General features: G+C 58.5%; 15 protein-coding genes and 1 pseudogene. 10 read left to right on the top strand and 6 right to left on the bottom strand.

The window, feature by feature from the left end; all coding sequences use genetic code 11:
• Positions 1-34 precede the first annotated feature (34 nt).
• Entirely contained in the window at positions 35-1,111 is a 1,077-nt protein-coding gene (locus HRQ60_RS12130; RefSeq protein ID WP_172196092.1) for an anthranilate phosphoribosyltransferase, read from the bottom strand.
• A gap of 83 nt (positions 1,112-1,194) precedes the next feature.
• A complete protein-coding gene (locus tag HRQ60_RS12125; protein WP_172196091.1) occupies positions 1,195-1,779 on the bottom strand; it encodes an ANTAR domain-containing response regulator in 585 nt (194 codons plus the stop codon).
• A gap of 331 nt (positions 1,780-2,110) precedes the next feature.
• Here HRQ60_RS12125 and nirB point away from each other — a divergent pair, with 331 nt between their 5' ends.
• The 5 genes from nirB (at position 2,111) to HRQ60_RS12100 (ending at position 7,401) form a co-directional block, all read left to right on the top strand.
• Positions 2,111-4,591 carry a nitrite reductase large subunit NirB gene (nirB, locus tag HRQ60_RS12120; protein WP_172196090.1) on the top strand — a complete coding sequence of 827 codons (2,481 nt, stop codon included), beginning with the start codon at positions 2,111-2,113 and terminating at the stop codon, positions 4,589-4,591.
• Complete coding sequence (nirD, locus tag HRQ60_RS12115; RefSeq protein WP_172196089.1) at positions 4,588-4,959, top strand: nitrite reductase small subunit NirD; 372 nt, start codon at positions 4,588-4,590, stop codon at positions 4,957-4,959. Before nirB ends, nirD begins: the two co-directional genes overlap by 4 nt.
• Before the next feature lie 26 nt (positions 4,960-4,985).
• The gene (locus HRQ60_RS12110) at positions 4,986-5,924 is read left to right on the top strand and encodes a formate/nitrite transporter family protein (RefSeq protein WP_172196088.1); all 939 of its coding nucleotides are present in this window, start codon (positions 4,986-4,988) and stop codon (positions 5,922-5,924) included.
• Positions 5,921-6,685 carry a uroporphyrinogen-III C-methyltransferase gene (gene cobA / locus HRQ60_RS12105; protein ID WP_172196087.1) on the top strand — a complete coding sequence of 255 codons (765 nt, stop codon included), beginning with the start codon at positions 5,921-5,923 and terminating at the stop codon, positions 6,683-6,685. Before HRQ60_RS12110 ends, cobA begins: the two co-directional genes overlap by 4 nt.
• A 227-nt stretch (positions 6,686-6,912) precedes the next feature.
• Positions 6,913-7,401, top strand: a complete 489-nt coding sequence (locus tag HRQ60_RS12100) for a DinB family protein (protein ID WP_172196086.1) — start codon at positions 6,913-6,915, stop codon at positions 7,399-7,401.
• A gap of 127 nt (positions 7,402-7,528) precedes the next feature.
• On the opposite strand, the gene HRQ60_RS12095 is transcribed toward HRQ60_RS12100, so the two are convergent.
• A complete protein-coding gene (locus HRQ60_RS12095) occupies positions 7,529-9,253 on the bottom strand; it encodes a DEAD/DEAH box helicase (protein ID WP_172196085.1) in 1,725 nt (574 codons plus the stop codon).
• A gap of 318 nt (positions 9,254-9,571) precedes the next feature.
• Between HRQ60_RS12095 and HRQ60_RS12090 the strand changes: the two are divergent.
• The 3 genes and pseudogenes from HRQ60_RS12090 to HRQ60_RS12085 form a co-directional block, all read left to right on the top strand.
• A pseudogene (locus HRQ60_RS12090) lies at positions 9,572-10,567 on the top strand (PAS domain-containing protein); the annotation flags it as partial.
• A gap of 12 nt (positions 10,568-10,579) precedes the next feature.
• On the top strand, positions 10,580-11,086 hold the full coding sequence (locus HRQ60_RS24125; protein ID WP_425501671.1) for a methyl-accepting chemotaxis protein: 507 nt from the start codon (positions 10,580-10,582) through the stop codon (positions 11,084-11,086).
• Between the two features lie 225 nt (positions 11,087-11,311).
• Positions 11,312-12,958, top strand: coding sequence for an ATP-binding protein (locus HRQ60_RS12085; protein WP_172196083.1), 1,647 nt, complete (start codon positions 11,312-11,314; stop codon positions 12,956-12,958).
• 76 nt (positions 12,959-13,034) lie between these two features.
• On the opposite strand, the gene HRQ60_RS12080 is transcribed toward HRQ60_RS12085, so the two are convergent.
• Positions 13,035-14,351 (bottom strand): N-acetylmuramoyl-L-alanine amidase family protein, encoded by a 1,317-nt coding sequence (locus tag HRQ60_RS12080; RefSeq protein ID WP_172196082.1) that lies wholly within the window; start codon positions 14,349-14,351, stop codon positions 13,035-13,037.
• A gap of 520 nt (positions 14,352-14,871) precedes the next feature.
• Here HRQ60_RS12080 and HRQ60_RS12075 point away from each other — a divergent pair.
• A complete protein-coding gene (locus tag HRQ60_RS12075) occupies positions 14,872-15,207 on the top strand; it encodes a hypothetical protein (protein WP_172196081.1) in 336 nt (111 codons plus the stop codon).
• 131 nt (positions 15,208-15,338) lie between these two features.
• Here HRQ60_RS12075 and pyk read toward each other — a convergent pair whose 3' ends face one another.
• Positions 15,339-16,754, bottom strand: a complete 1,416-nt coding sequence (gene pyk / locus HRQ60_RS12070; RefSeq protein WP_172196080.1) for a pyruvate kinase — start codon at positions 16,752-16,754, stop codon at positions 15,339-15,341.
• A 287-nt stretch (positions 16,755-17,041) separates the two neighbouring features.
• Between pyk and HRQ60_RS12065 the strand changes: the two genes are divergently transcribed.
• Entirely contained in the window at positions 17,042-17,830 is a 789-nt protein-coding gene (locus HRQ60_RS12065; protein ID WP_172196079.1) for a helix-turn-helix domain-containing protein, read from the top strand.
• Positions 17,831-18,033: 203 nt separating this feature from the next.
• Here the strand turns inward: HRQ60_RS12065 and HRQ60_RS12060 are convergent, their stop codons facing one another.
• Positions 18,034-18,873 carry an AraC family transcriptional regulator gene (locus tag HRQ60_RS12060; RefSeq protein WP_172196078.1) on the bottom strand — a complete coding sequence of 280 codons (840 nt, stop codon included), beginning with the start codon at positions 18,871-18,873 and terminating at the stop codon, positions 18,034-18,036.
• Positions 18,874-19,432 lie beyond the last annotated feature (559 nt).

Raw genomic sequence — 19,432 nt, 5'->3', positions numbered from 1 at the left:
GGGAAGCGGCGGTCCGCCCGGCGGTCCGGTAGTGTCAGCCTTTGCGGGCTTCGGCTTGGCGCAGCGGGGAAGAACCGGCCGGGGAAGCTTCCTGCAGCGCCGTTTGCCACGCCGTATACGCCTGCCAAGCCGAACCGTCGTCGAGCAGCGGCTTGGCCGTGTACAAGCCTTCTTCGACCGAGCCGACGGCTCCGGCCAGATGCAGGCGCACCGCGGTGTTCAGCAGCGTCTGATTGTAGTGCGCCATATGTCCGCCGCCCTGAAGCACGGCTTCGAGCGTATCCAGCTGTTTGCGTGCCGTCCAGGCCGCTTCTTCTTCGGGCATCTGCGTATCGAGTCCGTACGTCTCCGGATCGAGCAGATCCAGTTCGCACCGGCCTTCCTCGACCGTATGAATCCGCGTCGGGCGGTGGATGAAGACATCTTCGGAACCTTCGACGCCCTGGACGATCAGCGCTTTGCGGTAGCCGAGCCGGCTGACAAGCCGGGCCAGACGGTCGATGACCGTATTATGGAAGACGCTCAGGATCAGATAAGGGGAGCAGGCGTAATCGACCAGTTTCTCCGCCGTATTCAGCAGCGTGCGCATGCCGAGTTCCTCGCGGATCCCGTGCAGCTGACCGAGCGGCGGACACCATTTGGCGGAATCGGCGAACAGGACGCCGCTCCGGTCTGCGGCCGCAATCGCGTCCGTCCGGCTCAGACGCAGGGGATCGATGCCCGCCGCGCGCAGGATATCGTGAAGGACGACACCGTATTTGGGAGGCAGCGGCGTGGAGCCGTGCAGCGTAACCGGCACGCCTGCGGCCGCCGTGACGAACGCGGTCGGCAGCGACGCCCAGAACGTTTTTTGCCGACCGTCGTACGGACCCGCAAAGTCGATACCGGGCTTCCGGCATTCCCGATAGGCTTGTCCGCGCAGCACGGATACGAAAGCTTCCAGTTCTTCGGCACTTTCGAGCTTGAGCCGCTGGGCGATCAGGAAAGCGCCGGTCTGGGCCGGGGTCGACCGGCCGCCAAGTATCGCTTCGGCAGCTTCCAGCGATTCCCCGTAATTCAGGTCGCGTGCGCCGCGTTTGCCGCGGGCCACTTCTTTGAGCAGATCGATCATTCATGCCGCCTCCTAAGTGCGCTGTCTCCGAGTCCGTGCGAGGGATGCCGCTCCGCGGTCGCGGACGGCCCGAGACGACGGTCTCAGGATTGTTCATGCAGCAGTTGATAGACTTTGACGATGGATGTGGCCACATCCACCATCCGTTTGCGTTCGTTCATGGCCTGTTTGCGCAGCAGATCGTAAGCTTCGGATTCGGAAATGTTTTTGGCTTTGGACAGGATGCCTTTTGCCATATCGATCCATTTGCGTTCATCGAGCCGGGCGAGCAGCTTTTCCCGCTCTTTTTCCCACTGCAGCCTCTCATAGCAGCGCCTGGCGCTGAAATGCAGAATCCAGTGGATCTCGGACGGCTTCATATGAGGGGATAAGATCCCATCGATCCGTACGTCGTCTTCGCAGGCGGATACGGACAGGTTGGCCGTTTCCGATGTGCACCACCAGAGGACGGGAACGGTCTTGCGGGACATCAGCAGCGCGGCCCAGCCGTTCATTTCCGTAATGGGCAGCGCAAGCACGGCGGCATCGGTCTCTCCGACGCGTTCGAACGCTTCTTCGCGCGTATCTGCCGATTCGACGAGATAACCGCATCCGCCGAGCAGCCGGGCCGGTGCGAATTCGTCCGCGGCGGCGTCGGAGAGAGGGTGGACGATCAATAAGCTGTGCATGAACGACGCTCCTTATGTTCAGAATCGTTTCCGCCTCAATCTTTATGTGTTACTTTATATAACACAGAAAACGTGTTTTTGTCGACTATTTTAAAATTTTAAAAATTGTATGTTAAAATTGTTGACGCGAGAATTAAAATCCTTTATAGTCGGACTCAAGATTCAAATTGACCCGGATACAACGATGTGTCCGAACGAAGCGGCAATGGCGCCTGCTCACACCTGAATAAGCAACGGGAAACGTATGTTTTCCGCAGCGGGTGGAGCGGGCTGTTTGTGTTTTTCGGCGGTACCCAATCCCGATTTCCCTCTCTGGAAGGAGCGACTCCATATGACAAACAAGCGCAAAAAATTGGTTCTGGTCGGCAACGGAATGGCAGGCGTCCGCACGATCGAGCATCTGCTCAAGCTGGCACCGGATTTATACGACATTACCATATTCGGCGCAGAGCCGCATCCGAACTATAACCGGATTATGCTGTCTACGGTATTGGCCGGCGGCACCAGCATGGAAGAAATCGTCATCAACGATCTCGACTGGTATCGGGAGAATGGCATTACGCTTCATATGGGCCAGGCGGTTCAGAAGATCGACAGCGAGCAGCGGCGCGTGTATGCCGAAGGCGGCATCGAAGCGGAATACGACGAGCTGATTATGGCTACCGGCTCCAACGCCTTCATGCTTCCGATTCCGGGTGCCGACAAGGAAGGCGTCATCGGCTTCCGTGACATCAAAGACTGCGTGGCGATGCAGGAAGCTTCCCGCAAGCACCGCAAAGCGGCCGTGATCGGCGGCGGTCTGCTGGGGCTCGAAGCGGCGCGCGGCCTGCTGAACCTGGGCATGGACGTTACCGTCATTCATATCAACGAGTATCTGATGGAACGCCAACTGGATCGTCCCGCTTCATTAATGCTGCAAAAAGAACTGGAAGCCCAGGGCATGAAGTTCCTGCTCAAAAAGCAGACGGAATCGGTACTCGGCAAGCAGCGGGCCAAAGGACTGCTGTTCAAGGACGGCAGTATGCTCGAAGCGGATCTGGTCGTCATGGCGGTAGGCATTCGCCCGAATGTGGCTCTGGCGCAGCGCAGCGGTCTTGCCGTAGAGCGCGGCGTCGTGGTCGACGATCATATGCGGACCAATCTGCCCGGCGTATACGCGGTCGGCGAATGTGCGCAGCACCGGGGGATCGCCTACGGGCTGGTTGCTCCGCTGTACGAACAGGGCGCGGTGCTGGCCAAAGGGCTTGCCGGCATCCCCGTCGAAGGGTATGCGGGTTCGGTCACTTCGACCAAACTCAAAGTGTCGGGCGTGGATGTCTTCTCCGGCGGGATCTTCGTGGAACCGGAAGGTGCGCGGGCTCTGCGTTATCAGGACGAGATCGAAGGCGTGTACAAAAAGCTCGTCATCTTGGATAACAAGCTGATCGGTGCCGTGCTGTTCGGGGAAACCGGTGAAGGAGCCGCTTTGTTCTCGCTGATCAAGAGCGGGGAGAGCGTAGCCGGACGCGAAAAAGAGCTGCTGCTCGGATTGTCTGCGGATGCGCTGGCATCCGGCGGCGGGGGCGGAGGTGCGGCGCGGCTGGAAGCGATGGCGGCCGACGAGATTGTCTGCGGCTGCAACGGCGTCTCCAAAGGCGATATCGTCGCGGCGATCGACGGAGGCTGCAACAGCCTCGGACAGATCAAAGGCTGCACCAAAGCTTCCGCTTCCTGCGGCGGCTGCAAGCCGCTGGTGGAAGGCCTGCTTCAGATTTATGCCGGCGACGCGGCCGTAACGGTGAAGGAAGGCATCTGCGGCTGCACGACGCACAGCCGTGACGAGATCGTGGCCGAGATCAAGCGCATGGGCCTGAAGACGGTCAAAGAAGTTATGAACGTACTGGAGTGGAACAACGACGAAGGCTGCTCGAAGTGCCGTCCGTCCCTCAACTACTATCTGGGCATGCTGTGGCCCGCGGAATACAAAGACGAGAAAGAATCCCGTTTCACCAACGAACGCTATCACGCGAATATCCAAAAAGACGGGACCTACTCCGTCATTCCGCGTATCTACGGCGGCGTCACGTCGCCGACCGAGCTGAAGCGGATCGCCGAAGTCGCGGAGAAATTCGAGGTGCCGCTGGTCAAGTTCACCGGCGGACAGCGCCTCGATCTGCTCGGCGTCAAGAAAGAAGACCTGCCGGGTGTCTGGGAAGCGCTGGATATGCCTTCGGGCCACGGTTACGGCAAAGCGCTGCGTACCGTCAAGACCTGCGTCGGCTCGACCTTCTGCCGCTTCGGCACACAGGACGCGATGGGCATGGGCGTCCGGCTCGAGAAAGCGTTCGAGCGCATGAACGCGCCAGCCAAAGTGAAGCTCGCTGTCTCCGGCTGCCCGCGCAACTGCGCGGAAGCGACGGTCAAAGACTTCGGCGTCGTGGCGGTCGACGGCGGCTGGGAGCTGCATGTGGGCGGCAACGCCGGGATCCATGTGCGGGCGACCGACCTGCTCGGTTTCGTGAAAACGGACGACGAGGTCGAAGAATGGGCGAGCGCATTCCTGCAGTATTACCGGGAGAACGCGACGTGGAACGAACGTACCGCGCCGTGGGTGGAACGTGTCGGACTCGAGCATGTCAAACAGGTATTGAGCGACGAAGACGAACGCAAAGCGCTGCATGCCCGTCTGCGCGATACGCTCGACCGGACCGTCGATCCGTGGAAACAGATCGTCAGCGAGCCCGAACTGCGCAAGAACTTCGAACGGCTTCCGGCTCCCCAGTCCCAGAGCGCGAGCGTTCAGGTCGAAACGAAAAAGGAGGAATCCGCATGAGTGAAGCAGCAGGCAAAGTACGTGTAGGCCGATTGAGCGATATCGATCCTCTGGGTTCGCGCCGCCTGAACGTGAACGGACTCGAAATTGCCCTGTTCCGTTTGTCGGACGGCGAGGTGATGGCGGTCGAGAACCGCTGCCCGCATAAAGGCGGGGTGCTGTCGGAAGGGATGGTCTGCGGTCCGGTGGTTCACTGTCCGCTGCACGACTGGCGTATCGATCTTCGCAGCGGCGAAGCGCTTGATCCGGATAAAGGCTGTGTCACGACCTTTGAAACGGAAGTGACGAAGGAAGGGTTCATCTTCCTGACCCTGAACGAACCTATCGAGGGCACGGATGCCGCCGGAGCAGACAGCCATATCGCCTAACCCCTATTCGAAAGCGAGGGATGCCCATGGATTACGTTAAACCGCGTGAAGTGCTGCAAACGATGATCGACACGGGCCAAGCCAAATCGGAACTGACCCGCCTGCAGCTGCTGATTCGGAGCGGGTTGGCGGGAGCCATCCTGGCCTGCGCCACGACCCTTGCCATGACGGCATCCGGACAAACCGGCATTCCGATGGCGGGAGCGATCCTGTTTCCGGTCGGCTTCGTCATTATCGTGCTGTTGGGATTGGAACTGGTAACCGGCAGTTTCGCCCTGATCCCGCTGGCTGTACTGGAGAAGAAAACATCCGTATCGGCGATGCTCAAAAATTACTTCTGGGTGATCGCAGGGCATCTGATCGGCTGCGGCTTGTATGCCCTGGCGTATGTGTTCGTGGCGACCAAGGCCGGAACGGATCTGTCCACTCCCCTGATTGCGACTCTCGTCAGTGCCAGCGAAGCCAAGACGACCGCCTATCAGACGCTGGGTGCGGGCGGTATGCTGCTTGTCTTCGTCAAAGCGGTTCTCTGCAACTGGATGGTGACGCTCGGAGCGGTGATGGCGATGACGTCCAAATCGACCGGAGGCAAGATCCTGGCGATGTGGCTGCCGATCCTGATCTTCTTCGGACAGGGGTTCGAGCACACCGTCGTCAATATGTTCGTTATTCCGGCCGGCATGCTGCTCGGCGCGAACGTAAGCGGCATGGACTGGCTCGTCTGGAGCGGCATTCCGGTGCTGCTGGGCAACTTCGTCGGCGGTGCGCTGCTGACGGGGCTGCTGCTGTACTGGAGTTACAATTCGCGCGGTCAAGGAACGCTTGCTCCGAATGCCGAACCGGCTTCCTTGCCCGCACCGGCCAAAGGAAGCGCCGCGTCCGTCGTTTCCGTATCCGCAATCGCAGGCGGAGCTATTTCCGGGCCTGCCGAGCCGATTCGTACCGTTCTGGAGAAAAGCGTATGAGCCGGGGGCGGATCTCGATCGTCGGCGCGGGACCGGGCGATCCGGAATTGATTACGGTCAAAGCGCTGCGCCGGCTGGAACAGGCCGACGTCGTGCTGTACGACCGTCTCGTCAGCGACGAACTGCTGCGCAGCTGCCTGCCGGGTACGCTCAAGATTTACTGCGGCAAAGCGCCCGGCCGCCATGCTCTGACCCAGGATGAAATCGACCGTCTGATTGTCGATTATGCGAAGGTCGGCCATCATGTGGTCCGGCTCAAAGGCGGCGATCCGTTCATCTTCGGCCGGGGCGGCGAAGAAGCGCTCGCCGCTTCAAGAGCGGGGATCGACTTCGAAGTGATTCCCGGGGTGACTTCCGCCGCCGGAGCTTCGGCTTCGGCCGGCATACCGCTGACGCATCGCGGAACGGCCGCTTCGTTCGCCGTGGTAACGGGAAGCCGCTGCGGCGGAGCCGATACGCCCGTGCGCTGGGACCTGCTTGCGTGCGGAGCCGATACGCTCGCCGTTTATATGGGCGTTTCGAAGTTGGAAGAAATCAGCGGCGAGCTGATCCGGCACGGCCGGGACGCGGATACGCCGGCCGCTCTGATCGAGAATGCCACGACCGAAGCGGAGCGCGTCGTCACGGGAACGCTTGGCACGATCGCCCGTCTGGCTTTGGCCATGAAGGTAAGCAATCCGGCCATGCTGATCGTGGGCGATACCGTCGGCGTTCGCGAGCTGCTGTATCCGGCGAAATTGGGCAGGCAGCAGATCGGATAAGGAAGAAGGGTACGGCAGGCTGCCGTATCCTTTTTTGTTTTGTTCGAATAGGGAGAAGGCCGCTTCCGCAGCCGAAGTCGAGCTTGAAGCGTGCACAGATCCGGGCCGAGCGTATGAGTTTCTGAACAGGACTTGTGATTTCGACTTTCCCCCTTTATGTTGGGAGTAAGACTTGAGCCGATTTGAGCAGGCCCAGGAAAATCATACTCCGAAGGAGCGAGAAGAATATGAGCGAAACGCTGCAAATCCGCGACCATCTGCTGAACGAACTGGAGACAGGCGTCCGCACCAGCGAAGTGCTGATCCGGCTGATCCGTCCCGAGGATTGGAGCTACCGTCCGCAGGGCAATATGCGTTCCCTGCCGGAATTGGTCCGCCATTTGGCGCTTGTACCGCGCAGCGACCTAGCGATCATGCAGGAAGCCGGAGCCGAGGAAGCAGGAGAGATCGAAGTCAGCCTCGACGGGGAGAGCGATCCCGAGCGTCTGGCCGCGGCTCTGCGCGAGAACTTTGAGCTGTACAAGAGCTATCTGGTCTCGCTTACGCCCGAAGACCTGCTGAACCGCTCGACCAAAGCGTTTTATGCCGAAGACTCGCATACCCAGATCCAATGGCAGATCGAAACGCTGACCCATCTGTTCCACCATCGTTCACAGCTGTACAACTATTTGAAGCAGTTGGGACACGAACTTCATTTTTCGATGCTGTATATGTAGCCGGAAGCCGTTTTTTTAACAAAAAAACCCGCTTTCCCCGTCAAGTGAAGGGGAAAGCGGGTTTTGGCATATTCACGTTCATTTACCTGCCGAATCGCAGGCGTTCCCGAACCCGTTTCGAGTCGGTTTAGGCTTTATCGCCGGAGAGGCCGAAGCTGGCCCGATACAGCGTATCGGCTGCCCATTGGCCGTCATTCCACTTTTTGTTGGCCGTAGCGCGGGCCGATGCCGCGCTGCCCGGCTGCGGCCGGCCGCCCGTACGGGGGCGCTGGCCTTCCGAACCGGGACGCGAGCCGTGCTGCGGCGCCTTTTTGGCCGGACGGCTGCGGTTGGCTTCGCCGCCTGCCGGCGTACCGGCCGGTTTGGCGTTCGTGCGGGCCGGTGTGTTGGCCGGACGGCTTTTGGCTGTAGGGGCCGGAGCGTCAGCTTTGGCTGCGGCCGAAGCTGTGCTTGGTTTGGCCGCAGCCTGGGACGGCTGCTTCGAACCGCCCGACTGGGCGGCATTTCGGTTCGCGGGTCTGGACGCGCCCTGCGGCGTTTCGCTTTTCACGGCGGCTTTCGCGGCTGCGGGCTGCGAAGACGGCTTGGCGGTGCGTCCGCCGCCCGATGGGGCGCTGGTTCTGGCGGCATTCTTCGTGCCGGCTGCCGGCTGCGAAGAAGAGCCTTTGCGTCCGCGGCCTCCCTGCTGGGCAGGTTCCGCCGGAGCGGATTGCTCGCCGGTCATCGGATAAGCATGATCCTTGATTTCCGGAATGCTCTTGCCGATCAGCTTCTGGATATCTTTCAGGTACGGCAGTTCTTCCGTTTCGCAGAACGAAATCGAGATTCCGCCGCGGCCCGCGCGGCCTGTACGGCCGATCCGGTGTACATAGGTCTCCGGAATGTTCGGCAGGTTGAAGTTGATGACGTGCGACAGCTCGTCGATATCGATACCGCGTGCGGCGATGTCGGTGGCGACCAGGACGCGGGTCGTGCCGTTCTTGAAGTTGCTCAGAGCCGTCTGGCGGGCGTTCTGCGACTTGTCGCCGTGAATCGCCTGCGCCGAGATGCCGGCACGGTCGAGCAGACGCGCCACGCGGTTTGCGCCGTGTTTGGTGCGTGTGAAGACCAGGGCCGAATCGATCGACTTATCCTGCAGGATATCGTTCAGCAGCTTCTGCTTGTTGGGCTTGTCGACGAGATAGACAGCCTGTTGGATAAGATCGACCGTAGAAGAGACCGGCGTGATTTCGACTTTGGCCGGATTGACGAGCAGCGAATCAACGAGATTTGTGATCTCCGGCGGCATGGTAGCCGAGAAGAACAGCGTTTGTTTCTTGGCCGGGATCCGGGCGAGAATCTTCTGCACATCGCGAATAAAGCCCATATCGAGCATCCGGTCGGCTTCGTCCAGAACCAGAATCTCGATCGAATCCAGATTGACGTGCTTCTGGTTCATGAGATCCAGCAGACGTCCCGGCGTTGCGATCAGAATATCGGTGCCGCGCTGCAGTTCGCGCTCCTGCGGAGTCTGCGAGACGCCGCCGACGATGACCTGGCTGCGCAGATCCGTGTAGCGGGCGTAAGCGCGGATGTTGTCGTAAATCTGGATAGCGAGTTCGCGCGTCGGCGTCAGGATCAGCGAGCGGATCGGACGTTTGCCTCCGGCGGCCGCTTTGGCCGACAGACGCTGAATGATCGGCAGCGAGAACGCCGCCGTTTTTCCGGTACCGGTTTGGGCGCATCCCAATACGTCGCGGCCTTCAAGGGCGACGGGAATAGCCTGCTGCTGAATCGGTGTCGGGGAGGTGTAGTTTTCTTTTTGTAGGGCTTTGAGAATGGAAGGGATCAGGTTCAAATCGTTAAATGTCATGAGAGCTCCTTTTTATATAAAAAAATCTATGGACTACCGCTTTTGAGGAAGCGGGAGATATCGAAAAAAAGACGAAAAAAGCACGAAAAAACTACGAAGTGATGCAACTTACAAGTCTAACACAGAACCTTCAAGATAAACAGTGCCGTTGGGGGAAACCACCGCTTAATCCTTGAATTCTTTTTCGGGGAAGCCTTCTGTCGGTATCATGGGTTATTATAAAATGAATGAGCTTGGCTGCCGGCTTATACCACAATTCAATCAAAAAAAGAGGAAGCTTGCATTCGGCCGCGCCGGAACATAAAAGGGGGATATTCAATGTTGTTTAAAACCGCAGGAACCAGCTCCGCCGCTTCGCTGCTCGAAGCGAGCCGAGAACTCAGAAAATGGGCCGAACAAGGAAGAACCGGAAGCAGACTGGAAACGGAGCACACTTCGGCCGAGATGCGGGAGATCGCGGAGAATGTGAACGCGGCGCTGGAGCTCTCGGCAGCCAAGGTGGCGGACGCCGAACTTCGGCTTGATCTCGTATCCAAAGCGATCGAAGTCGGATTATGGGATATGACGGTCGAAGCCGGCGATCCGGTCAATCCGAACAACACGTTTATCTGGAGCGACGAGTTCCGGCGCATGCTTGGCTACAGCGGTGAAAGCGACTTTCCGAATATTCTCGACAGTTGGGCTTCGCGTCTGCATCCGGAAGAGCAGGAGCGAATTGTCGGCGTGCTGGCCGACCACCTGAATGACCGTACGGGGCGGACACCGTATGACGTTCAATACCGCCTCCTGCTCAAAAGCGGCGAGTACCGCTGGTTCCGCGCGACCGGAACCACGACCCGCGACGAGAGCGGCGTTCCGCTGCGCGTGGTCGGTGCGTTGTTCGATGTCCATGAGAAAGTGCTGCGGGAAAACGAATTGGAACGGCTCGTCACGCGCTATGATCTGATTAACCGGGCTCTTACGGAATCTCCGTGGGATATGACGGTTGTGGCCGGCGACCCGGTCAATCCGAACAACGAGATCTGGTTCTCCGACCAATTCCGCCGCATGCTGGGTTATCAGGGCGAGCAGGAACTGCCGGATGTACTCGACAGCTGGGCGTCCCGTCTGCATCCGGAAGATGCGGAGCCGGCGCAGCGGGGCCTTGCGGATTATCTGAACGATTACAGCGGCCGCGCCGAGCTCGATCAGCAGTACCGTCTCTGCCACAAGGACGGTCAGTACCGGTGGTACCGGGCGAGCGGCGCCGCGATCCGCGACGGATCGGGCGTTCCCCTACGGCTTGCCGGGACGCTGCGCGAAGTGACTTTCGAGAAAAATCAGGAGATGCTGGTCGATCGCGTGACGGAAAAGCTTGGTCTGCTCTCTAGGGCGATCGAAGAAATGAGTTCCGGTATCGATTCGATCTCCGAAGGAGCGCAGGCGATCGTCAATATGCAGAACAAATCGACCAAAGCCGCCAATCGGGCCAAGCACAGCGCGGAAGAAACGCAGGGGATTTCGAGCTTCATCAAGGAAGTGGCCGAACAGACCAACCTGCTCGGTCTGAACGCGGCGATCGAAGCGGCGCGGGCCGGCGAGTTCGGGCGCGGGTTCTCGGTCGTGGCCGAGGAAGTGCGCAAGCTTGCGGTCAACAGTGCGGAAGCGACCGGCAATATCGGCAGCAGCCTGAACGAAATGAAAGAGCAGATCGACCGCATCCTGAACAATATCGGAGCGATGGCCGAGCTGACGGGCGCGCAGGCGGCCATGACCCAGCAGGTGAACGCTTCGGTGGTCGAAATCCGGTCCCAGGCCTCCGACCTGGTGGAGTTTGCCGAATCGCTGCGTTAAGTCGAATAATGCCCAGGCCGACCGAAAACCTTTTTTCGGCAGGCGGGCGGGGATAAGCTCGAAGATAGATGAAAATAATTTGTTTTCATCTGTCTTCGGGCATTTTTTTTGGGCTTTTTTTCAGTTATAGTGTAAGAAATACAGTTACTTACGGCGTCCGGATGGACCGGGCGATTCTTTGACGTGCAGACGTAAATTCAAGTTCGATCGGCCGGAGGTGAAAAAATGACAGGCGGAAATCGGATATTTTTCAAAAATTTCGCCGAGGCGGCCGAGCATGTCGTAAATCTGCTCAGCCGGCGCCTGGCGGCCGAATGTGTGATGGTCGTGTCCAGCGAGGGGCCGGTCAGTACGGTCATCAAAGTATTCAATCGGAGCAAGGAACTTGTCCGGGAAGGACAGGAGATCCGGTTCGAGCCCGAATATTTTGCCAGTTGGACGGATGAGAACTGGGATCGGCCGCTGGTGATTCCGCAGACTTCGCAGCATCCGCTGACCCGCGATCAGCATGCGACGCGCAGCTCGGGCGACTATACCTTGATCGGATTCCCTATTTCTTATCCCGACGGGCGCAAATTCGGCGGTTTGGCCGCTCTTGGCCGACCGGGTGCTTTTTCCGATGACGATCTGCAGCTGTTGACCTCGATGGCGCTGTTTCTGTCGTATATCGCGGAGCTGGAGCGCAGGGTTGATGTCGATCTGGAAAGACTCGGACAACTGACCAAAGACAAGAAAAATATCGAAGAGATTGCCGAAGTCTATCGGGGCGAAGCCCAGGCTGCCCGGCAGTCTACCCAGCAGAAAGCGGACTTTCTGGCTTTTATGACGCATGAGATCCGCAATTCGCTCAACGGCAGTATCGCGATGTCGGAACTGCTGGCCATGACCGAGTTGACGCAGGAACAGCAGGGGTTTCTCGACATGGTGCGTTCCAGCAATGCTTTTCTGCTGACATTGGCCAACAACATTCTGGACTACAGCAAGCTCGAAGCGGGCAAACAAAGCGTGGACGTCTCGCTGTTCGATCCGGCTTCGACGATTGAGGACGTCGCTTCGCTCATGGCGCCCAGAGCTATCGAGAAACGGGTGGAACTGATTCTGGACGTGGAAGAAGGACTTCCCATGTTCGTGCAGGGAGATGCGGGCAAGCTGCGGCAGATCCTGCTCAATCTGCTCGGGAACGCCGTGAAGTTTACGCATGCCGGCCAGATCCTCGTTACGCTGCGTCAGGAAGAGCCGCGGGGCGAAGGCGAAGTCCAGCTCGCCATCTCGGTACGCGATACGGGAATCGGCATAGAATCGGAGCAGTTGGGCGGTTTGTTCCAAACGTACCATCAGGTGCACGGTTCGGACGGAAACCAACAGTACGGCGGAACGGGATTGGGGCTTGTCATTACGCGCAATCTGATCGAATTGATGGGCGGAAGTATCCGGGTGGTCAGCGAGGTTGGGATCGGTACGGAATTTCTGGTCGTGCTGCCGTTTGCGCCTTATTCGGACTTCGATATGGGGCCGTTCGCGCCGCTGCGCCTGGAAGGGCTGCGTATCCTGATCGTGGACGACAATCTATCGGCGCTGTCCGTGCTGGAGCGGCTGCTCCAGGGTTGGGGAGCTCTGCCTTCGGGTGCGCGCTCGGCCGGCGAAGCGTTAAGGCTGCTGGAGACCGGGAGCTTCGATCTGGTACTGCTGGATATGCACTTTCTCGACTTGGTCGGCCCGGTTTCTTCCCGGCCGAACGCGCCGCCGGTCGCGCTGCTCGCTCCGCTGGGTACGGTAGCGGAACAGCCGGGACTTGAAGGCGTCCGCTTTACCGTCTTCAAGCCGCTGCGCCGACTTCAGCTGTACAGCGCGCTGGCGGCAATCAAGCCTTGAATGAGGACCGGAAGAACGCATCGAACCGCCAAAAAAGCCGCTTCCCGTGAAGGAAGCGGCTTTGTCATTTGATCGGTCAGTTCGAGAAATACAGCTGCAGGCCGTCGGCAATCGCTTTGGCCGCACTGCGCTGATAATCGGCGCTTGCGATCGCGCCTTCGTCGGAAGAGTTGGACAGGAAGCCCATTTCCAACAGCACGGCCGGTACGCTGTTTTCGCGGATAACCTTGAAGTTGCCGAAAGCCAGTCCGTTGTTGCGAATCCCCGTACCGTTCTTGAGCGGTGCTTCGATCGCGCGGGCCAGCCCGAGGTCTTTCGACTCGGAGTAGAAGCAGACGAGCGTTCCGTTAGCCGAAGCGCTGAGCGCCGAATTGTAATGGATGCTCACAAAAGCGTCCGCGCCCAATGAAGGAGCCAGCTGTGCGCGCGAAGCCAGGGAAGGACGCTGATCGCTGCCGCTGCGCGTCATTTCGACGCGGGCGCCGCGGGAGACCAGATAGTCTTTCACATACAGGGCCGTCTGCAGGTTCAACTCCTGCTCGACCAGTCCGTACGTGGTGCCGATCGTACCGGGATCGCTGCCGCCGTGGCCCGGATCGAGCACGATCAGTTTGCCCTGCAGACTGCCCGATTGAATCTCGGATGTATCGGCTTTGGGACTGCGGGCCGCCGCTGTGCTGACGCGAACCGCCTTTTGTTTTTGGACGGCCGCTTTGACGGTTGCGCCTCCGCCGCCCTGCAGATACTTCGACGAGAGCCAGCCGTAAGCGCCGTATGAAGTCATGACGCGTGTCCAGCCGCTTTGGCTCTCCAGCACGGTGACGGCATCATTGCGGTTGGCGGAGCCGAGAAATTCGTAGCTTTTGCCCGGGCCGCTGCGGATGATTACCGAATTGGCGGTAACCAGCGCTTTGCCGCCTTCCGAGACGGAAGATCCGCCGGAAGAAGCGGAAGTTTGCGAGACGGAAGGAGCCGAAGAAGACGAAGAAGTGACTACGGTTGCCGAAGCCGCGCTTCCGTCTTCTTTTTTGAGATAATAGCCGGCTACCCAGCCCGAAGTCGACGCATTTTCGACTTTCAGCCAACCGAGGCGTTCATCCGTCACCGTTACCAAGTCGCCGCTATTCAGCGAACCCACTACCGGTGTATCCGGTCCTGCGGTGCTGCGCACATTCAGGGAGTCGGTATGGACTTTGGCCTGGTACGACGCGCTTTCCGCATGAGCCGACTCGGGCGGCAGGAGAAGAAGCCCGCCGATGCCGGCAGCCAGAGTCAGCGAAGCGATTCGGGTAAGGCGAACTGCACGGGATCCGTCCGGATTTCCTGAGGCGCCTTGTGCTTCTTGTTCGCTTGAAAGGCCGTTGGCGAAGCTCTGCCTGGATAATTCGTTCATGTATGTACCTCCGCTTGTTTCGTTCTCATTTTCCATCGATCTGCTTCGATCCATCTGCTCAATCTGTCCTAATGGGGCTTATCTACGCCCATAGTTTCATCTCATCTTACCCATTTGAATCAAAAAAGATGCGATTTTTACGAAAAAGGGTTCATTGTACCCACAAACTTTTTTCGAAAAGCCGTGAAAAAGAAGCAATAGAGCAAATGAAGCGTATTCAAAAAGCGTGAAATTCCTATTTCCCGGTCCGTTTCGCTCGAAATCCCGTTTTCAAACCGTCCGAAGGCTGCACGCCTGCTTGCTTTTAAGAACGGGGGCCGTGCCCTTTTGTTTCGAATAAGGTAGTATTGGGGATAGGTTAAAAGAAAAGTTTTATCCATTTGGCAAAGACCAAGCTTCAAGATGCCGGTGGTTGTTGGCCGAAAAGAATTCTGTATATGGGCTCGATGTACATATGGAGAGTTTCCAGGATGAAGATTGGGTTTTGCCAAATGGAAAAGACAAGAGGAGATGGACTTTGATGAATTGGACCAACGAAAAAGTAACCCATGCCAGCTTTGGCGCAGGAAAAGTAACGGGGAACGGCGAAGGCAAGATCAGCGTGAAATTCGCCGAGGAAACCGGAGAAAAAACGTTCATGTACCCGGAAGCGTTTGAACACTACCTGACGATGAACGATCCGAGCAAGCAGGAGCGTATGGGTATGGAAGTTCGGGAGAAGCAGGAGCAGATTGCCGAAGGAAAACGCGTTGTCGAGCAGGAGCGCGTAGACAAGATCGAACGTCTGGCTGCCGAGAAAGTCGCTGCCCGCAAGAAGCCTACCCGCAAAAAAGCGGCTTCGACCAAAAAAGCCTGATCGTACTTTCGAACAAAAGCACCGCTTGTTTCGATGCATGCCGCCGCTGTGTGCGATGCATCGTTCGATATCAACCAAAAAAACTCTTTCCGCTTGAGCGGAAAGAGTTTTTTGGTTGCGCAAAGCGCGGATTAGACTTGTTGGACTTTCATTACGTTCGTGTTGCCGGCCTGGCCGATCGGGATGCCCGCCGACAGGACGACGGTGTCGCCGGACTTGATGTAGCCGGCTTCGAGCGCGTTTTTGGTCGCGACTTCGAACATTTCGTCGGTGCTCGTTACGGCTTGACCCTGCATCGGCACGACGCCGTACAGCAGGCTCATTTTCGGCAGCGTTTTGGCATTCTGGCTGACTGCGATGATCGGAGCTTTCGGGCGGTATTTCGAGATCATGCGGGCCGTGAAGCCCGATTCCGTCGAAATGATCAGCGCGGCTGCGTCCAGGACGAGCGAAGCGTTTACCGAGCTCTGGCTTACCACTTCGGTAATATCGTTGAGGTGCAGGGCACGTTTGCTGTTGAACTGGACATCGTAGTCGATCATCGTTTCGGCTTTGGCTGCAACGGCCGCCATCGTACGGATCGATTCGAGCGGGTATTTGCCCGCTGCGGATTCACCGGACAGCATGACGCAGTCGGCGCCCTGCAGCACGGCATTCGCCACGTCGCTGACTTCGGAACGGGTCGGACGCGGGTTGACCTGCATCGACTCCAGCATGTGCGTCGCCACGATAACCGGTTTGCCGGCCAGGTTGCACTTGTCGATCATAAGCTTCTGCGCCGCAGGCACGTCCTGCACCGGAACTTCGACGCCGAGGTCGCCGCGGGCAACCATGATGCCGTCGGAAGCTTCGATGATGGCATCGAGGTTATCCATGCCTTCCTGGTTTTCGATCTTGGAGATGATCTGTACGTGCTCCGCGCCTTTTTCGGCAAGAATCCGGCGGATTTCCATGATGTCTTCGCCTTTGCGAACGAAGGAAGCGGCGATGATTTCAACGTTTTCGCTCAGACCGTAGTTGATATGCATCACGTCGCGTTCGGTTACGCCCGGCAGGCTGGTCTTGACGCCCGGCAGGTTCACGCCTTTGCGCGGTTTGAGGCGTCCGCCGTTCAGGATTTTGCATTTGATCTCGCCGCCGTCCACCTGGATCACGTCGAGTGCGATCAGACCGTCGTCGATGAGGATCCGGTCGCCGGCTTTGACATCTTCGTTCAGCTTCGGATAGTTGACCCCGATACGTTCCGCCGTACCGAGCACTTCCGGTTCGGTCGTCAGGATCAGTTCGCTGCCCGCTTCAAGTTGAACGTATTCTTCCAACAGTTTGCCGATGCGGACTTCAGGTCCTTTGATGTCCATCATGATCGGGACGAACGTATTCAGTTCGGCTGCGGCTTGACGGACTTTGCGGATCCGTTCGCTGTGGTCGGCCGGTTCGCCGTGCGCCATGTTCAGGCGGGCAACGGTCATACCGGACTGGATCATTTCTTTGAGCATTTCGACCGTATCGCAAGCGGGTCCCATCGTACATACAATTTTCGTTTTCATCTTCGGGAAAAGCCTCCTCGTTTTCTTGAACTTTGGGGTTGTTGTCCGCCCCGAAGCCCAAGGATGATCACCGGGTTTGGCGTCGGGCAGATCGAGTGCGCTGAAGGGGCCGGGTATGCAAACCGACTCGGTTAACGGACCGGGCCGCTCTCTATTCTATACCCGCTTCCCGCGGATTGATTGGCGCTTTCAACAACCTTTTGTATTTATTGTACCGTCCGCAGGGACAGGATGAAATGACATATAGTACAATGTAGGAAACATAGTACGATAGAAAGGAAGCGCTTATGCCCAGAGTGGAAGACGTCCATCAAGACAATGGGACGCAGTGGTACGAACAAGCCGAGACAGGGCGGGATTGTTACCTGCTGACACTGGCGACTTACGGCAAATGCATTTATTGGGTGGACGGGGAACGGAATATTATGGAACGGGGAGATATACTGCTGATTCCTGCCCACATGCCCTATTATGGAAAAAGCGTACCGACCTTGACCCATACCAAAACGGTTGTCGGGTTTACCGTGTCCTCCGCCGATACGGATGCCCTGCCGCTGCTGCGGCACGAACGACCATACAAACGCCGCCTCGGCCGCTACGAATCCGTGCACGACCGGATCCGGGTGCTGCGTGAGCAGTGGAACGAGCGTCCGTCGTATTACGAATTGATGGCGCAGTCCATTCTGACGGAGCTGCTGATCGATATCAGCCGGGAATTCGACCGCGGACTGATCCAGACCGAGAAGCAGCGGCATGTCGAACACATGAAGCGGTATATCGAGCGCAACTACCGGGAGAAAATCACCAAGGAAGTGCTGGGCGAAGTGATCGGGCGTACCCCGAACTACGCCGCGTCGCTGTTTAAAGAAGTATCCGGACGGACGATCAGCGAATGCGTGCACCGGCAGCGGATGAAGCGGGCGGTCTATATGCTGAACGAATCGCGTCTGAACGCGGCGGAGATTTCGGAATTTCTCGGCTACCGGGACGTCTCGTATTTTTATCGCATGTTCAAAAAGATTACCGGCGGCTCGCCTTCCGAGCTGTTGAAAGACCGGCGAAGAGACGGATATTGACGGTGTAACGCGGGCGCAGCCGTGCGGCTTGCGAAGGGCCGAAGCCGCTGAGGCTTGCTTGGAACAGGCGCGGATCGCCAAATATCGGGCCGGCTCGCCAAGTATCGGGCCGGATCGCTTCTGCAGGGCGATTCCCGCTCTTTGTGCGGGATTGGCGTACCCTGCTTCTGCGGGAGCGATCCGCAGCGAATCGCTCCCGGGGCTCAGGGTTCGGGCTGCTCCCGGTAAGCGCTTGGCGATACGCCGCAGACGCGCTTGAACATCTTGGAGAACAGAAACGGGTCGGGATAACCGACCGACCGGGCCACGTCGCTGACGGACAGCGACGGATTGTGCAGCAGTTCACGCGCCCGGCGCATCCGGTACTGCAGCAGGAAGGTCTGCAGAGGGACGCCGTAGGCGTCCTTGAACAGGCTCGACAGATAGGTCCGGTCGAGCCCCACGGCGCGCGCGATATCCTCCGCGCCGAGCTTGCGGCTGTAGCCGTTCTCGATCACGGCCGCAGCCCGTGACAGATGCGCCTCCCTCGCCCGCGGCGGCGCACCCGGACGCACCGCCGTCGGCGGTGCGCCCCCGACCAGCGCGGCCAGCAGGCGGTAGACTTCCGCCTGCGCCAGCAGGTCGCCGCCGGGCTGCTCGCGTGCCTCGAGCAGCCCGGCATAGAACCGCTCGAACGGCGGCCGATCCGCCGCCGTGTACACGGGCGAGCCGGCCGTCAGCCCGGCCCGCTCCAGCAGCGCGCGCACCTGAAGCCCGCGCAGCCCGACCCAGACGTAGACCCAGGGATCTTCGGGGTCCGCTTCATAATGGACCAGAGTATCGGGCAGGATCAGGAAGCCCTGACCGGGGCCAAGCGGATATTCCCGGCCTTCCGAGCGGAAGAGTCCCCTGCCGCTGTGAATATAATGCAGGATGAAGGCGTCCCGCAGCCCGGGCCCCCAGCAGTGGGCGGGCGCGCAGTCTTCGCGTCCGTAGAACAGCAGCGATACTTCGCTCTGCATACGGGTTTCTTCGGAGGTATGGGTGAATTGTTCGGCGGGCATGCGTGTGCTCCTTTCAATGTGGGTCGGATGCGATTATGGAATGCGATGATTTGGGATTGGGAGTAGATAGGCGGCACAGGCGGCTGTGGCTTTAAAATGTAGTCATGAAGTCAACATTTTCGGCTTTTTTGCTTGTTGGAAAGCGATTTGTTGACTAGATGAACACATTTTGGCCGAAAATCGCCGGAATCCATCGGATTGGCGGGAAAATGTGAGCATAAGGTCAACATTTGGGGGGCTCGGCTTGTATTTGATGCGAAATGTGAGCAAAATGATCGCATTTGGAGAAGCGGGCGGCTGGACGGCGTCTCAAGGTTGAACGAGCGGCCCAGGCCATGCCAGGGCCAGCGGAAGAGCCGGCGAAGAAGCCGCGAAACATCGTCTGATTGGAATCGCTCCCGGGAAAGAATAGCAAGTCGGTTGAATCGTTCCGCCTTTCTATTCTGTTTATTGGAAGTCGCTAATGAAGGCGACGATCTAACCGCTTTTGCCAAATTCGATTGGAATCGCTCCTTGGAAAGGAAAGAAAACCGGTTGACCCATCCGTCTTTCTTTCCTC

Origin of the sequence: Saccharibacillus qingshengii, assembly GCF_013185195.1 — a bacterium.
Lineage (GTDB): Bacteria > Bacillota > Bacilli > Paenibacillales > Paenibacillaceae > Saccharibacillus > Saccharibacillus qingshengii.
The sequence above is the reverse complement of the archived record's forward strand: the minus strand, read 5'-3'. Positions and strand labels throughout refer to the sequence as shown.

Coding starts and splice junctions, on each gene's coding strand:
- HRQ60_RS12130 (WP_172196092.1), bottom strand. CDS start 1,111: ATGATCGATCTGCTCAAAGAAGTGGCCCGCGGCAAACGCGGCGCACGC.
- HRQ60_RS12125 (WP_172196091.1), bottom strand. CDS start 1,779: ATGCACAGCTTATTGATCGTCCACCCTCTCTCCGACGCCGCCGCGGAC.
- nirB (WP_172196090.1), top strand. CDS start 2,111: ATGACAAACAAGCGCAAAAAATTGGTTCTGGTCGGCAACGGAATGGCA.
- nirD (WP_172196089.1), top strand. CDS start 4,588: ATGAGTGAAGCAGCAGGCAAAGTACGTGTAGGCCGATTGAGCGATATC.
- HRQ60_RS12110 (WP_172196088.1), top strand. CDS start 4,986: ATGGATTACGTTAAACCGCGTGAAGTGCTGCAAACGATGATCGACACG.
- cobA (WP_172196087.1), top strand. CDS start 5,921: ATGAGCCGGGGGCGGATCTCGATCGTCGGCGCGGGACCGGGCGATCCG.
- HRQ60_RS12100 (WP_172196086.1), top strand. CDS start 6,913: ATGAGCGAAACGCTGCAAATCCGCGACCATCTGCTGAACGAACTGGAG.
- HRQ60_RS12095 (WP_172196085.1), bottom strand. CDS start 9,253: ATGACATTTAACGATTTGAACCTGATCCCTTCCATTCTCAAAGCCCTA.
- HRQ60_RS24125 (WP_425501671.1), top strand. CDS start 10,580: ATGCTGGTCGATCGCGTGACGGAAAAGCTTGGTCTGCTCTCTAGGGCG.
- HRQ60_RS12085 (WP_172196083.1), top strand. CDS start 11,312: ATGACAGGCGGAAATCGGATATTTTTCAAAAATTTCGCCGAGGCGGCC.
- HRQ60_RS12080 (WP_172196082.1), bottom strand. CDS start 14,351: ATGAACGAATTATCCAGGCAGAGCTTCGCCAACGGCCTTTCAAGCGAA.
- HRQ60_RS12075 (WP_172196081.1), top strand. CDS start 14,872: ATGAATTGGACCAACGAAAAAGTAACCCATGCCAGCTTTGGCGCAGGA.
- pyk (WP_172196080.1), bottom strand. CDS start 16,754: ATGAAAACGAAAATTGTATGTACGATGGGACCCGCTTGCGATACGGTC.
- HRQ60_RS12065 (WP_172196079.1), top strand. CDS start 17,042: ATGCCCAGAGTGGAAGACGTCCATCAAGACAATGGGACGCAGTGGTAC.
- HRQ60_RS12060 (WP_172196078.1), bottom strand. CDS start 18,873: ATGCCCGCCGAACAATTCACCCATACCTCCGAAGAAACCCGTATGCAG.